Raw genomic sequence first — 13,597 nt, 5'->3', positions numbered from 1 at the left:
TCCGCCTCGTTTTACTTTGTATTGCCTATTGCGCGGGACATTGCGCGACGAAGTTCAATTCGATGCTTTGCCTGCGGATTAAAAAAATCTGCACGGCTCACCGGCTTTGGATTGCGCAAAATTTAATCGAGAAACCAAAGTGTCATTTGTGGTTTTTAATTGCAATTCATTGATATTTTTGGGGTAAAAATTTTTCTGGAATGACGTGTCGAGCGTGATATAGTGTTTTAGCGCTGACTGAAAACAAAAGATATTAAATTTTTTTACATTTTAGTAACGCGACGAGATTGAATGTCATTATACTGTAATCATCTGGCGGTAGTTTTCACACGGTGCACAGCTTGAAGCTGTAAATATCACTGCGGGGATCGCTAATGGTAAAGTCCTTGGTTGGGCTGGAAAGAAAAAATAACACATCTCCCCTGATTTCTCGTTGTAACGAGGGTTATCTCTCCGACTCTCTTTTACCGGCAACTCCGCACTCTTATCGTTACCGAATCTCATCACTTTTTACTCCACGTTTACAGATGCAGTCCGCGTTGTCCCGTGAAGACACGGCGCTTAAGCGTTGCCGTCAATTCACCTTGTCCCTTGGCTCTTATTGGCTCGGAGGAGGCCAAAACCTAATACGTGTGTGAAACATAATCGCGCGGCCAGGCCGTTGCGGTAGGTGAAACAAACTGTAAGGTGCCACTATGGGTAGACAGAAAGCAGTGATCAAAGCACGTCGTGAAGCGAAACGCGTTATTCGTCGTGACGCTCGTAGTCATCGCCAGCTGGAAGAAGAGTCTGTGACCTCGCTGGTGCAAATGGGGGGAGTCGAGTCTATCGGCATGGCGCGAGACAAGCGCGATAGCTCACCCATCGAGGCTAGAACCGAAGCTCAGGGTCATTACTTATCAGCCATAGAGAATAAGCAGCTGATCTTCGCCACCGGCGAAGCCGGCTGTGGCAAAACATTCATCAGCGCCGCCAAGGCGGCGGAGGCGCTGATTCATAAAGAGGTGGATCGGATTATCGTTACCCGTCCTGTTTTGCAGGCGGATGAAGACCTCGGTTTCTTGCCGGGGGATATCTCCGAGAAGTTCGCGCCTTATTTCCGCCCGGTGTATGACATTCTGGTACGTCGTTTAGGATCTTCCTTTATGCAGTACTGCCTGCGCCCGGAAATCGGCAAGGTAGAGATTGCGCCGTTCGCTTATATGCGCGGGCGCACCTTCGAAAATGCGGTCGTTATCCTGGATGAAGCCCAGAACGTGACCGCCAGCCAAATGAAAATGTTCCTGACCCGCCTGGGAGAAAACGTGACGGTTATCGTTAACGGCGACGTGACCCAGTGCGACTTGCCGCGCGGCGTGAAATCCGGCCTCAGCGATGCCCTGGAGCGCTTTGAAGAGGACGAGATGATCGGCGTTATCCGCTTTGAAAAACAGGACTGCGTGCGTTCCGCTTTGTGCCAGCGCACGCTCAACGCTTACAGTTAACCTATCCGCTAATGGAAAGGCCGCTTCGGCGGCCTTTTTTATCGCCCCTCATTTATCATTTCGTTTAACCTTTGTGTAAATTATTGTGGTTTTTTGTATAGATTTTCGTTGAGTTAGCGTCAATGATTAGTGAGTGCCAGATTGGCGCGCAATTTGCCTGTGCTGCCAAAAGGACATTATCTGGGGTGTGCGCCGCGCGGCGCATAGCGTGTAGGTTCCTTGATGCGATTCAAACATGAAATACATCGTTCTGATTTTGCTTATTTTATGCGTCGTCTATGTGCATTACCGCGGACGGGTGCGCTACAACGTGTGGCGGCAGCTGTCTGACCATTCCACCTTTACCGCACCATTGAACGTCTTCATGTATCTGTTTTCCCGCGTGCCGACCACGCCGTACCTGAAACCGGAGCAGTTTCCTGAGCTGGCGGTGTTAAGAGATAACTGGGAAACCATCCGCGACGAAGGACAGAAGCTGATGGAGATCCAGCAGATCAAGGCGTCCGATCAATTCAACGACGCCGGTTTCAACTCGTTTTTCAAGACCGGTTGGAAGCGCTTTTATCTGAAATGGTATGAAGACAGCCATCCCTCCGCCATGACCCTGTGCCCGCAGACCACGGAACTGCTGCGCAGCCTGCCTTCGGTCAAGGCGGCGATGTTCGCCGAACTGCCGGACGGCAGCCGTTTGCCGCGCCACCGCGACCCTTACGCCGGTTCGCTGCGTTATCACCTGGGGCTGATTACCCCCAACGATGACCGCTGCTTCATTGAGGTGGACGGCGAGCGCTACAGCTGGCGCGACGGGGAAGGCGTGATGTTCGATGAAACCTATCTGCACTACGCGGAAAACCAGAGCGGGCAGAACCGTCTGATCCTGTTCTGCGACATCGAACGGCCGATGCGCTACCGCTGGGCGCAGGCGGTGAACCACTGGCTGGGGCGCAATCTGATGAGCGCCGCCACCGCGCCGAATGAAGAGGGCGATCGCACCGGCGGCGTCAACAAGATGTTCAAATACATCTATGCGATACGCCGGGTGGGGAAACGCCTGAAGGCCTGGAATCGCACCGGTTACTACATCATCAAGTGGATTTTGTTCGGGGGGATCGCCGCGGCGATATTCTTCTCGGTATAAACGAAGGCGGGGGCGCACGGTGTGCGCCCCTTTTTGATCAGGCGAAGATAGTCATCATGTAGGCGGCGAACAGCGCCAGATGGGCGGTGCCGTTCAGCACGTTGGTGCGGCCGGTCGAGAACGACAGCTGGCACAGCAGCAACACCGTCAGCATCACCACGATATGCGGCGTTTGCAGGCCGAAGATCAGCGTCTGCCCGGTCAGGGTGGCGATGATGGTGACCGCCGGCACGGTCAGGGAGATGGTCGCCAGCACCGAGCCGAAGAACAGGTTCATGGCGCGTTGCACCTGATTGTTCAACACGGCGCGCAGCGCGCCCAGCCCTTCAGGCGACAGGATCAGCAGCGCCACCAGGAAACCGGTGAACTGCGCCGGCGCGTTCATTTTGGTCAACAGACCTTCCAGCGGATTGGCGTTGAACTTGGTGACGGCGATAACCGCGATCAGGTGCACGATGAGCCAGGCGGCATGCCAGGCGCTGCTGTGGGAAGAAGGCTTGCCGTGATGCGGGTCGCCGTCGTCGTCTTCATGCTCGTACACGAACAGGCTCTGGTGGGTTTTGGTCTGGATCACCAGGAACACGCCATACATGGCGGCGGAGATCAGCGCTACCAACAGCGCTTGCCCGGTGCTGAAGTTGCCGCCCGGCAGCGCGCTCGGGAATACCAGCACAATCACCGCCAGCGGGAAAATCGCCATCAGGTACTGTTTGATGCCGCCCAGATTGACGTACTGGGTGGCGAATTTGCGCCCGCCGAGCAGCAGCGCGAAGCCGACCAGGCCAGCGGAAACGATCATGATGATGGAGTACAGCGTATCGCGCATCAGCGCCGGCGCGGCGTCGCCGGTGGCCATCAGTGCCGAGATCAGGCTGACCTCGAGGATCACCACCGACAGGCTGAGGATCAGCGAGCCGTAGGGTTCGCCCAACCGGTGAGCCAGCACGTCGGCGTGACGTACCACGCTGAAGGCGCTGCTGAGGATCCCCACCAGCGCGAGAATATTGATGCCGACGATCAGCGGAAAGTTAGCGGTGCTGCTCCACAGGTTCAACACCACCAGCGCGGCGATGGGGAAGATCAGCGAGTATTCGGTGTGGCGAGATTTGGTGGATCGGCCAGGATCGTGTTGCGACTTCATGAGGGTGGCACTCCTTCTCAAACAGCGTAGCCCGTCGGCGCCGGTCGCCGTGGCACGGCAACTCTGCGTTTCCAGTAGGTATTTTATATTAGGATACACCCGCGGCGCCGGTGTGATGTTGTTTTTATCTGAGAAAGCAATTGCTTGCTTTATGTGATCAGGGTAGCAAAAAAACCGCACGGGGTGCGGTTTTATTTACTTACTTTTACGCAGTAACGCCAATTTTTAACGTTAGATTTGAGAAAAGTTGTGTTTACTCATTTACCGCTTGGTTAATCAAGGAAAACGAGACCGTCAGTCATCAATATTATCCATGATTTCATGCCGTTTATTGTGGTAACCCTCTTCATTTAGCCCCTCACGCCAGTAAGGTACGGCATAAAGACGATTGCGATCGCATTGGCGTTCACGGCGCAGGTAGCGGCGCAACCCCACCACCAGGCGATCTTCACCGGCGAGCCAGAAGTGCGCTTCGCCCTGCGGCAGGGACTGCGCGCGGAACTGAGCGATCAGTTCGTCGGTTTTCTCCGTGCCGCCGACGATCCAATTCACTTCAACATCAGCGGGTTTTTTCAGGTCAATCATGTCAGCGGTGCTGTCGACGCGGACGAAAGCGCGCCCGGCGCTGTGCGGCGGCAGGTTTTCCAGCAGCGCGGCCAGCGCAGGCAGCGAGGAAGGATCGCCCGCCAGGCAGTAGAAATCGGCCGCCGGCAGCATCGGTTTGGGGCCGCCCGGGTTGCTGATACCGATTTTATCGCCGATTTTCGCCTGGCGCGCAAAGTCGACCGCTGGGCCTCGGTGATCGTGAATCGCAAATTCGATGTCCACTTCCGCCTGTTCCGGGCGCACGGCGCGAATGGAATAGGTGCGCACGATCGGGCGCACGGCGTCCGCGGCCCAGCGCGGGCCGTTTTCGGTCAGCGTCGGCAGATCCGGCTGAGTTTGGTCGGCGAGCGGCAAAAAGACTTTGATGTGCGCAGCGGCGGCGTTGGCCGGGTAGTAGCGCAGATCGGGCGCGGTAAAGGTGATGCGGCGCAGGTGCGGCGTAATGTCCTGTACGGCGCTGACGGCGATCAGGTAGGGGGCGCGTGAGCGAGGGGCTTCGGTAGTCACGGGGATCTCCTTATAGTTCGTTTGGCGGTGAGTATACCATGCCGTTTGATAATGAGAATTGTTTGCTCATTGAGGCGCAATCGCCTGTGAGCTAGGCTTAAGGTTCACGCAATACGCACGGGAGGACGTGATGCCATACCAAGACACGAACGACTTGCCGGACAATGTGAAGCATGTGCTGCCGGCCCATGCGCAGGCGATTTATAAAGAAGCGTTCAACAGCGCCTGGCAACAATATCGGGATCCTGAAGATCGACGCGGTGACGCCGGCCGGGAAGAGACGGCGCACAAGGTGGCCTGGGCAGCGGTCAAACAAAGCTATCGCAAGGGTGACGATGAGCGCTGGCACAAAAAGTAACGCCTTTTATGCCCGGTAAAAATCGCGCAGACGTTATGCTGACCTCGGCAATTAATATTATTGCTGCTCAGTACAAATACTTTTCCACGTTAACGCCGCTTTGCAACTTGATTGCGCGGCGGGAAAAGAATATGGTCATTATTAATAGGCGCGGTTATTGAATTAATAAAATTCCGCACCAAAAAATAAAATTGCAAAGGTTCAGTAGTGGCGAGGGAGGACGAGAAATCGTATTCCCGGGAGGTTGTAACAGTGTTAACGCGAGATTTTCTGCAAAAAGCGGATTGCAAAACCGCCTTTGGCGCTATTGAGGAGTCGCTGTTGCTGACGCCTGAACAGCGCGCAGCCTCGTTGGCGTGCACATTATCGCGCCGGCCGGATCACAGCCCGGTATGGGTATTCGGTTACGGTTCGCTGATGTGGAATCCGGTTTTCGAATCGGAAGAAGTGCGGCCAGCCATACTGCAGGGCTGGCATCGGGCGTTCTGCATGCGTTTGACCGCCGGGCGCGGCACGCTGCATCAGCCGGGGCGCATGCTGGCGCTGAAAGAGGGCGGCCTGACCACCGGATTGGCCTTCCGTCTGCCGGAAAGCACGCTGCGCGAAGAGCTGGAGTTGCTGTGGAAGCGCGAGATGATCACCGATTGCTACGTGCCGACCTGGTGTGAGCTGCAGCTGGAGGGCGGTGAGGCCGTCACGGCGCTGGTGTTCGTGATGAACCCGCAGCATCCGCTGTTTGAAGCAGACACCAGCCACCAGGTGATCGCGCCATTGATCGCCAGCGCCAGCGGCCCGCTGGGCACCAACGCGCAATACCTGTTTGCGCTGGATAACGAGCTGAAGCACCACGGCATGCAGGATGATTGCATCGGCGATCTGGTGCGTTACGTGCAGCAATGGTTGCAGCAGAACCGCCCCGGCACTTTCGGGGCCGAGGCCACGGCCTGAGGCGTTGGCGGGGCGGCAGACAGTAAAGGGCTCACCGTGCGGAGCCCTTTTTCATATATCTAATACCTCTATTTAATAACTTTATTCTGCATGATTATTTAAGCCAGTCACTTTGTGTGGTTATTTATCTCATTATTTTTAAAGCCATTCATCATTTTCCTCCGTTTTCACACCCCGAGAGTCACGATAAATAATTCACTTAGTATTAAATTGCATAACTAAAGGCTATTTCTTATTTGTTCAGCCCCGCAGGACTCCGTATCAATATGGCAGACGCTACCGCAAGAAACAGGGAGACGGGGATGAACTTTCAACAATTAAAAATTATTCGCGAATCGGCGCGCTGCAACTACAACCTGACCGAGGTCGCCAATACCTTATTTACTTCGCAGTCCGGCGTCAGCCGGCATATTCGCGAGCTGGAAGAAGAGCTGGGCATCGAAATATTCATTCGCCGCGGCAAACGGCTGCTGGGCATGACCGAGCCCGGCAAAGAGCTGCTGGTGGTGGCGGAACGCATTCTCAACGACGCCAACAACATCCGTCGCCTGGCGGACGTCTTCAGCAGCAACGATTCGGGGCAGCTGCATATCGCGACGACGCACACCCAGGCGCGCTACAGCCTGCCGGGGGTGATCAAAGAGTTTCGCGCGCTTTATCCACGGGTGCGGGTGGTGCTCAATCAGGGCAGCCCCGAAGAGATCGTCTCGATGCTGGCCGCCGGCGAAGCCGATATCGGCATCGCCAGCGAGCGGCTGATGAGCGACGAGTCGCTGGCGGCATTCCCGTACTACCGCTGGCATCACACCATTTTGGTGCCGGAAGGGCACGAGTTGACGCGCCAGCCGCAGGTGACGCTGGAGATGCTCAGCACCTTGCCGCTGATCACTTACCGCCAGGGCATTACCGGGCGTGCGAAGCTGGATGCGGCGTTCAAAGCGGCGGGCCTGACGCCGGACATCGCGCTCAGCGCGCAGGATTCCGACGTAATTAAAACCTACGTCGAATTGGGATTGGGCGTGGGCGTGCTGGCGGACATGTCGTATGAAAAAGAGCGCGATCGCGGGTTGGTGAGCCTCAACGCCGAGCACCTGTTTGAACCCAATACGGTATGGCTGGGCCTCAAGCGCAGCCAGCTGCAGCGCAACTATGCCTGGCGCTTTATCCAACTGTGCAACCCGACGCTGTCGCTGACCGAAATCAAGGACAAGGTCTTCTCGTCGCAGCTGGATGCGGTGATTGACTACCAGATTTAGTCGGACAGCTGGGCCCCGCCGGATTGCCACGGGGAAGGGGGATTAGTCGTCGGTACGTTCGATCAGGTGACGTTTACTTTTTCTGAACGGGCCGATGGCTTCCCATTCCGGGAGTTCTTCAGGCGGACGCGGGTTGGCCATCTCCCAGCGATGGTGTTGGCGCAAAATCTCGATGGCGATGCGTTTTTGCTCTTGAATGGAGAGCGTAGGGTCGGTCAGATCCTTATTTTCCATTTTGGCTTCCTTTCTGCTCGTTATTTATACGCACCTTATCACATTTGGCCCCGTACTTTTCCAGCGATTGTATGTACTTTTTCAGTGCGTTGAAGCTGGTTTTACATGTCATGGTCCCGGGTATCACCTCAAAGGCGGCCTGACGAGTATACAGCGCCAACACGCGGTGATTGATTGCGTGGCTGATAAGTATGTCCGGCGGAGGCACCGGCGTCAGCCTCTGCTCTTACAGGTTCAGGCCATACAGATACAGTACCTGCAAGCAGTTGCGCAGCATATTGCCTTTCAGTGGATGCTGCGTTTCACGCAGGGAGAAATTCTCCAACGCGACAAGTTCGATAACGTTCTCTGCCTGGAGATAACGGCACAGGCAAAAGCCGGCGCGGCTCAGCGGGCTGGCCATTTGCCGATAGACGAAAGCGAAACTCATCGGCGTTTGGGCATGATATTTAAAAAGAGAGCGCCAATTTAACGTATGCCCGTTTTTTCTGCCTTTTTGCCAGCGCCGGTCTTGTACCGTCAGACGAGCCATAAACAGATCCGACTCAAGCAGGACGCTGTTCATGTCTGCCAGTGTTTGCTCTATCGCTCTCTCATGCCGGTGTGAGACGCCATTTTCTGATGGATGGTTTTCCATTTTCCCGTCCCTTGGGTGACCGAACTGACGTTAATCACCCAATGAAACAGACTCAAACCCCGCCTTTCATCGCTGCGAACTGCGCCGCAAAGACAGTTATCCATTGCGGCCAGCTGCCGCGAGCGTGCGATCTGGCGTGCAATACTCTCTCTAATAATCAAAACCCCATCTATATACATAAAAAGAATATCTATAGTGATTTAAGTACCTTCAGCTGCCGATCGTGCTCGCATACACTCGCGAAATTATTATAAATTCCATCTGCTTGGAGAGTTTCAGATGAAAGCGCTCGTTCCTTCTTTGCTGTTTTTAGCCGTGGCGGCCAGCGTTAACGCGCAGGCGGCGACGCCGGCCAACACGCTGGTGATCGCGCAGTCTATCGATGACGTGGTCAGCTTTGACCCGGCCCAGGGATTTGAGTTAACCACGGTGCAGTCGTTCAACAGCCTGTATCAGCGTCTGATCCAGTCCGATCCGCACAACCCTATCGATCTCAAGCCAACCCTGGCCAGCAGCTGGCAGGTCGGCGCCGACAATCGCAGCCTGACTTTCAGCCTGCGCCCGGACGCCAGGTTCGCCAGCGGCAATCCGCTGCGGCCGGAAGACGTGATCTTCTCGCTTTCACGGGTGGTAAAACTGAATCTGGAGCCGTCGTTTATCCTGACGCAGCTGGGCTGGAACGCGAAGAACGTGGAGCAACACTTGAGCAAGGTGGATGACCATCAGGTAAAAATCAGCTGGAGTGAAAACGTCAGCCCGGCCTTCGTGCTCAGCCTGCTGTCGGCGCCGGTATCGTCGATCGTCGACGCCAAAGAGGCGCTGGCGCACCAGCAGGGCGACGATCTGGGGCACCAATGGTTGAACAGCCACTCCGCCGGCAGCGGCCCTTACAAAATCCGCACCTATGTGCCGCACGAGGTGGTGGTGCTGGACGCCAACCCAGGCTCGCCGGAAGGGGCGCCGACGCTGAAAACTATCCTGATCAAAAACGTGCCCGATCCGGCCGCGCGCCGTTTGCTGATCGAGCAGGGCGATGCCGATATCGCGCGCAACCTGGGGGCAGACCAGATGGCGGCCCTGAAGGGTAAGCCGGGCGTCAAACCCTTGGCCATTCCTTACGCCTCACTTTATTTCCTGCAGTTCAACGCCAAGGCGTCGCCGGCGCTCGGCAATCCGGCGTTCTGGGAGGCGGCGCGCTGGCTGTTCGATTACCAAGGCATCGCCGACGATCTGCTGAAAGGGCAGTTCCAGAGCCATCAGGCATTCCTGCCGGACGGTTATCTGGGTGCGCTCAAGGATCAGCCGTACAGCTTCAATCCACAGAAAGCCAAAGAAATACTGGCCAAAGCGGGGCTCAGCAACGTCAGTTTCCGTCTGGACGTCAACAACCAGCCGCCGTACCTGGATATCGCCCAGGCGCTGCAGGCCAGTTTTGCCCAGGGCGGCGTGAAGGTGGAACTGGTGCCGGGCATCAGCTCGCAGGTCTCCACCAAGGTGAAAACGCTTAACTACGATGCGACGCTGACTTCCTGGGGGCCGGATTATTTCGACCCTAACACCAACGCCGCAGCCTTCGCCTACAACCCGGAAGACGGCAGCAAGACGCTGGCCTGGCGCGCCAACTGGCAGATCCCGGCGCTGAGCAAGCTGACGCTGGCCGCCACCGCGGAAAACGACACCGCCAAACGGGTGGCCGACTACCAGCAACTGCAAAAACAGGTGCAGCAAAGCTCGCCGTTCGTCATCGGCCTGCAGGCGCGCAGCCTGATTGCGGTGCGCGACAACCTCAAGGGCTATGTGCAGGGCATCAACCCTGACATGGTGTTCTACAGCAAGGTCAGCAAGTAATGGCCGCTGAACTGTCCGCCTCCGCCGGGGCGGCCCGGCGGTATTGGCGCTGGGGCGGGCGGCTGCTCGGCGGCGCGCTGTCGCTGGCGTTGACGTTGCTTGGCCTGCTGCTGTTCACCTTCATGCTGTCGCATCTGGCGCCGATCGATCCGGCGCTGCAGGTGGCGGGCGATCATGCCAGCGAAGCCACCTACGCACAGGTGCGGCATGAGTTGGGATTGGATCAGCCGTTGCCGGTGCAGTTTTGGCGTTATCTGGTGCACCTGGCGCACGGCGATTTGGGCATTTCGCGCATCACCGCCCAGCCGGTGTTGAGCGATCTGCTGCGTACCTTCCCGGCGACGGTGGAGCTGGCCACCTGCGCCATTATCCTCGGCGCCCTCGGCGGCATTACGCTGGCGTTTCTGGCGGTGCTCAAACCGGGCAGCTGGCTGGATAACGCGGCGCGTTTGCTGTCGTTGATCGGTTATTCGGTGCCGATTTTCTGGCTGAGCCTGCTCGGGCTGCTGCTGTTCTACGCCACGCTGCACTGGTCGGCGGGGCCGGGGCGGCTGGACGACATCTACCTGTACAGCATGGAGCCGCGCAGCGGTTTCGTGTTGATCGACAGCTGGCTGTCCGGCGATCGCGATATGTTCTACAACGCCATCGGCCACCTGTGGTTGCCGGTAGTGGCGTTGGCGCTGTTGTCGATGGCGGGCATTACTCGGTTGCTGCGGGCGGCGATGCTGGAAGAGTGCAACAAGGAATACGTGACGCTGGCGCGTTCCAAGGGGGCCGGGCGCCTGCGCATTCTGCTGCGCCATGTGTTTCCCAACGTGCTGGGCACGCTGATCACCGTACTGTCTCTCTCTTACGCCAGCCTGCTGGAGGGGGCGGTATTGACCGAAACGGTGTTCGCCTGGCCCGGCGTCGGGCGTTACCTGACCTCGGCGCTGTTTGCCGCCGATACGCCGGCGATCCTCGGTGCCACACTGCTGATCGGCACCTGTTTCGTGCTGTTGAATGCGCTGGCCGACGCCTTGACCTATTTAGTGGATCCGCGAACCCGATGAGCCAATATCTCTCTGAACACGAACCGCAAAGCGAGCCGGCCGTCGGTTACCGCCGTGGCCGGCGCCTGACCACGCTGACGCTGGGCGCGGCGCTGGTGGCGATTCTGATCGTCACCGCGCTGTTGGCCCCGTGGCTGGCGCCTTTCGATCCCAATCTGCAGCATATCGAGCTGCGGTTACTGCCGCCTTCCGCCGCACATTGGCTGGGCACCGACGGTTTTGGCCGCGACTTGCTCTCCCGCGTGATTTACGGCGCGCGGCCGACGCTGATTCTGGTGTCGCTGATTCTGGTGTTGACCATTCCCATCGGCCTGCTGGTCGGCATTGGCGCCGGTTACCTCGGCGGCTGGGTAGAGCGCATTTTGATGCGCCTGACCGACATTTTTCTGTCGCTGCCGAGCCTGGTGATCGCGCTGGCGTTTGTGGCGGTCATGGGGCCGGGGCTGATGAACGGCGCGCTGGCGCTGGCATTGACCAGTTGGCCGGCCTTTGCCCGCCAGGCGCGGGCCGAAACCCTGGCGCTGCGCCGCAGCGATTACCTGGCGGCGGCGCGCATGCAGGGCATCAACGGGCTGCGGCTGATGGTCGGCCATATTTTGCCTTTATGCCTGCCGAGCGCGGTGGTGCGCGCGGCGCTCAGCCTGGGCGGCATCATCCTGTCCGCCGCCGGTCTGGGGTTCCTCGGCATGGGCGTCGCGCCGCCGACCGCCGAATGGGGCTCGATGGTGGCTGAAGGCAGTAAAGTGATTTTCGACCAATGGTGGGTCGCCGCCGCGCCGGGCGGGGCGATCCTGTTCGCCAGCCTGGCGTTTAACCTGCTGGGCGATGGCCTGCGCGACAAAATGGATCCTCGTCATGGGCACTGATAACACCTTATTGACCGTCGAACGGTTGGCGATCGGCGTGCCGGGGCTACAGCCGGTGACGTTGGTGAAGCATATTTCGTTCAGCATGGGGCGGGAGCGGCTGGCGCTGGTCGGTGAGTCCGGCTCCGGCAAATCGTTGTCCGCGCGTGCGCTGATGGGGCTATTGCCGCCGCCGTTGCAGCTGCAGGCGCAGCGCCTGACGCTGGGCGATGAAGACTTGACGCGCCTGAGCGAACGCCAGTGGAGCCGGCTGCGCGGCGATCGGGTGGCGATGGTGATGCAAGATCCCAAGCATGCGCTGAATCCCAATCAGCCGATCGGCCGTCAGGTGGAGGAGCCGCTGGTGCTGCATGCGAAGCTAAGCCGCGCCGAGCGGCGTGAAAAAGTATTGGAGATGCTGGCGGCGGTGGGTTTGCCCGATCCGGCTGCGCTGTGCCGCCGCTATCCGCATCAGCTCTCCGGCGGCATGGGGCAGCGGGTGATGCTGGCCATTGCGTTGATCAACGATCCGCAGCTGTTGATTGCCGACGAACCGACTTCGGCGCTGGATCACCAGATTCGCGATCAGGTGCTGCAGCTGATAGAAAACCTGGTGGCGCAACGCAATATGGGGCTTATCCTGATCAGCCACGATTTGCAGCAGGTGGCGCACCACTGCGAGCGGGTGCTGGTGATGTACAAAGGCGAGCTGTTGGATCAGCTGCCGGCAGCAGAGCTGGCGCAGGCCACGCATCCTTATACCCGCACGCTGTGGGCGTGCCGGCCGAGACGCGAGACGCGCGGCAAACCGCTGCCGGTGCTGGATCGCGCGCTGTTGGAGACGTTGAAATGAGCGTGATCGCACTGGAGAACCTGAGCGTCAGTCATCGCCAGGGCTACGAACTGCGCACCGTGGTGCATGAGGTTAACCTGCGCATCGAACCGGGCGAGTGTTTCGGACTGGTGGGGCCTTCCGGCTGCGGCAAGTCCTCGTTGCTGTGGGTGCTGGCCGGGCTGAATGGCAGCTGGCAGGGCGGCTTTGAGTTGCTGGGGCGACGGCTGCAGCCGGGCCAGGCGTTTACCGGCGAGCTGCGGCGCGAGGTGCAGATGGTGTTTCAGGATCCCTATGCTTCGCTACACCCCAAGCACCGGCTTTTGCGTACGCTGTCGGAGCCGCTCAAACTGCTGCAGGAAAGCGATATCGAACGTAAAATCAGCGCGGGCTTTCGCCAGGTGGGGTTGGATCCGCGCCTGCTGGAGCGCTACCCGCATCAGCTGTCGGGCGGCCAGCGTCAGCGTGTGGCGATCGTGCGCGCATTGTTGCTGCGGCCGAAGCTGCTGTTGCTGGATGAACCGACCTCGGCGTTGGACATGTCGGTGCAGGCGGAGATCCTCAACCTGCTCAACGAGCTGAAACAGGCGGGCGATCTGACGATGGTGCTGGTCAGCCACGATGCGGACGTGATTGACCACATGTGCGATCGTTCGGTGGCGATGGCGCACGGCCGCATCATCGTTTGACCCTATGCCCGCCAACGCG

The 13,597-nt window shown here is 58.4% G+C and carries 14 protein-coding genes; 10 read left to right on the top strand and 4 right to left on the bottom strand.

From position 1 onward, the window contains the following. Nucleotides 1–695: 695 nt before the first annotated feature. Both phoH and lpxO read left to right on the top strand, forming a co-directional pair. Nucleotides 696–1,484 carry a phosphate starvation-inducible protein PhoH gene (gene phoH / locus SSARUM2_RS14615; RefSeq protein ID WP_015378226.1) on the top strand — a complete coding sequence of 263 codons (789 nt, stop codon included), beginning with the start codon at nt 696–698 and terminating at the stop codon, nt 1,482–1,484. Nucleotides 1,485–1,719: 235 nt separating this feature from the next. After that, complete coding sequence (gene lpxO, locus SSARUM2_RS14610; protein WP_033634956.1) at nt 1,720–2,622, top strand: lipid A hydroxylase LpxO; 903 nt, start codon at nt 1,720–1,722, stop codon at nt 2,620–2,622. A gap of 37 nt (nt 2,623–2,659) precedes the next feature. Here the strand turns inward: lpxO and chaA are convergent, their stop codons facing one another. Both chaA and SSARUM2_RS14600 read right to left on the bottom strand, forming a co-directional pair. Beyond that, on the bottom strand, nt 2,660–3,763 hold the full coding sequence (gene chaA, locus SSARUM2_RS14605; RefSeq protein ID WP_033647747.1) for a sodium-potassium/proton antiporter ChaA: 1,104 nt from the start codon (nt 3,761–3,763) through the stop codon (nt 2,660–2,662). Between the two features lie 294 nt (nt 3,764–4,057). Then, complete coding sequence (locus SSARUM2_RS14600) at nt 4,058–4,876, bottom strand: siderophore-interacting protein (protein ID WP_033634954.1); 819 nt, start codon at nt 4,874–4,876, stop codon at nt 4,058–4,060. Nucleotides 4,877–5,006: 130 nt separating this feature from the next. Between SSARUM2_RS14600 and chaB the strand changes: the two genes are divergently transcribed. The 3 genes from chaB to cbl all read left to right on the top strand — a co-directional run bounded on the left by chaB (nt 5,007) and on the right by cbl (nt 7,438). After that, a complete protein-coding gene (gene chaB / locus SSARUM2_RS14595) occupies nt 5,007–5,234 on the top strand; it encodes a putative cation transport regulator ChaB (RefSeq protein ID WP_033647745.1) in 228 nt (75 codons plus the stop codon). 252 nt (nt 5,235–5,486) lie between these two features. Further along, nucleotides 5,487–6,182 (top strand): gamma-glutamylcyclotransferase, encoded by a 696-nt coding sequence (locus SSARUM2_RS14590; RefSeq protein ID WP_060438554.1) that lies wholly within the window; start codon nt 5,487–5,489, stop codon nt 6,180–6,182. 302 nt (nt 6,183–6,484) lie between these two features. After that, complete coding sequence (gene cbl / locus SSARUM2_RS14585; RefSeq protein WP_033634950.1) at nt 6,485–7,438, top strand: HTH-type transcriptional regulator Cbl; 954 nt, start codon at nt 6,485–6,487, stop codon at nt 7,436–7,438. Between the two features lie 42 nt (nt 7,439–7,480). Here cbl and SSARUM2_RS14580 read toward each other — a convergent pair whose 3' ends face one another. Both SSARUM2_RS14580 and SSARUM2_RS14575 read right to left on the bottom strand, forming a co-directional pair. Continuing rightward, the gene (locus tag SSARUM2_RS14580) at nt 7,481–7,672 is read right to left on the bottom strand and encodes a hypothetical protein (RefSeq protein WP_033634949.1); all 192 of its coding nucleotides are present in this window, start codon (nt 7,670–7,672) and stop codon (nt 7,481–7,483) included. A 226-nt stretch (nt 7,673–7,898) separates the two neighbouring features. After that, the gene (locus tag SSARUM2_RS14575; protein ID WP_225369033.1) at nt 7,899–8,309 is read right to left on the bottom strand and encodes a hypothetical protein; all 411 of its coding nucleotides are present in this window, start codon (nt 8,307–8,309) and stop codon (nt 7,899–7,901) included. Between the two features lie 279 nt (nt 8,310–8,588). Between SSARUM2_RS14575 and SSARUM2_RS14570 the strand changes: the two genes are divergently transcribed. From SSARUM2_RS14570 to SSARUM2_RS14550, 5 genes are read left to right on the top strand one after another with little or no spacing between them, the layout of a single operon-like run. Continuing rightward, entirely contained in the window at nt 8,589–10,157 is a 1,569-nt protein-coding gene (locus tag SSARUM2_RS14570) for an ABC transporter substrate-binding protein (RefSeq protein WP_039565559.1), read from the top strand. Beyond that, complete coding sequence (locus SSARUM2_RS14565) at nt 10,157–11,212, top strand: ABC transporter permease (RefSeq protein ID WP_033647742.1); 1,056 nt, start codon at nt 10,157–10,159, stop codon at nt 11,210–11,212. The genes SSARUM2_RS14570 and SSARUM2_RS14565 overlap by 1 nt, the downstream gene beginning before the upstream one ends. Beyond that, complete coding sequence (locus SSARUM2_RS14560) at nt 11,209–12,078, top strand: ABC transporter permease (protein ID WP_033647740.1); 870 nt, start codon at nt 11,209–11,211, stop codon at nt 12,076–12,078. Before SSARUM2_RS14565 ends, SSARUM2_RS14560 begins: the two co-directional genes overlap by 4 nt. Next, nucleotides 12,068–12,910 carry an ABC transporter ATP-binding protein gene (locus SSARUM2_RS14555; protein WP_060438555.1) on the top strand — a complete coding sequence of 281 codons (843 nt, stop codon included), beginning with the start codon at nt 12,068–12,070 and terminating at the stop codon, nt 12,908–12,910. Before SSARUM2_RS14560 ends, SSARUM2_RS14555 begins: the two co-directional genes overlap by 11 nt. Beyond that, the gene (locus SSARUM2_RS14550) at nt 12,907–13,578 is read left to right on the top strand and encodes an ATP-binding cassette domain-containing protein (RefSeq protein WP_033634942.1); all 672 of its coding nucleotides are present in this window, start codon (nt 12,907–12,909) and stop codon (nt 13,576–13,578) included. The genes SSARUM2_RS14555 and SSARUM2_RS14550 overlap by 4 nt, the downstream gene beginning before the upstream one ends. Nucleotides 13,579–13,597 lie beyond the last annotated feature (19 nt).

Origin of the sequence: Serratia sp. K-E0102 (assembly GCF_029962625.1) — a bacterium.
Classification (GTDB): Bacteria; Pseudomonadota; Gammaproteobacteria; order Enterobacterales; family Enterobacteriaceae; genus Serratia; species Serratia sarumanii.
The sequence above is the reverse complement of the archived record's forward strand: the minus strand, read 5'-3'. Positions and strand labels throughout refer to the sequence as shown.

What these genes read in the sequence shown, in the direction of transcription:
- lpxO (WP_033634956.1), top strand. Translation starts at nt 1,720, where the DNA reads ATGAAATACATCGTTCTGATTTTGCTTATTTTATGCGTCGTCTATGTG.
- chaB (WP_033647745.1), top strand. Translation starts at nt 5,007, where the DNA reads ATGCCATACCAAGACACGAACGACTTGCCGGACAATGTGAAGCATGTG.
- chaA (WP_033647747.1), bottom strand. Translation starts at nt 3,763, where the DNA reads ATGAAGTCGCAACACGATCCTGGCCGATCCACCAAATCTCGCCACACC.
- SSARUM2_RS14570 (WP_039565559.1), top strand. Translation starts at nt 8,589, where the DNA reads ATGAAAGCGCTCGTTCCTTCTTTGCTGTTTTTAGCCGTGGCGGCCAGC.
- SSARUM2_RS14575 (WP_225369033.1), bottom strand. Translation starts at nt 8,309, where the DNA reads ATGGAAAACCATCCATCAGAAAATGGCGTCTCACACCGGCATGAGAGA.
- SSARUM2_RS14565 (WP_033647742.1), top strand. Translation starts at nt 10,157, where the DNA reads ATGGCCGCTGAACTGTCCGCCTCCGCCGGGGCGGCCCGGCGGTATTGG.
- SSARUM2_RS14580 (WP_033634949.1), bottom strand. Translation starts at nt 7,672, where the DNA reads ATGGAAAATAAGGATCTGACCGACCCTACGCTCTCCATTCAAGAGCAA.
- cbl (WP_033634950.1), top strand. Translation starts at nt 6,485, where the DNA reads ATGAACTTTCAACAATTAAAAATTATTCGCGAATCGGCGCGCTGCAAC.
- phoH (WP_015378226.1), top strand. Translation starts at nt 696, where the DNA reads ATGGGTAGACAGAAAGCAGTGATCAAAGCACGTCGTGAAGCGAAACGC.
- SSARUM2_RS14560 (WP_033647740.1), top strand. Translation starts at nt 11,209, where the DNA reads ATGAGCCAATATCTCTCTGAACACGAACCGCAAAGCGAGCCGGCCGTC.
- SSARUM2_RS14550 (WP_033634942.1), top strand. Translation starts at nt 12,907, where the DNA reads ATGAGCGTGATCGCACTGGAGAACCTGAGCGTCAGTCATCGCCAGGGC.
- SSARUM2_RS14555 (WP_060438555.1), top strand. Translation starts at nt 12,068, where the DNA reads ATGGGCACTGATAACACCTTATTGACCGTCGAACGGTTGGCGATCGGC.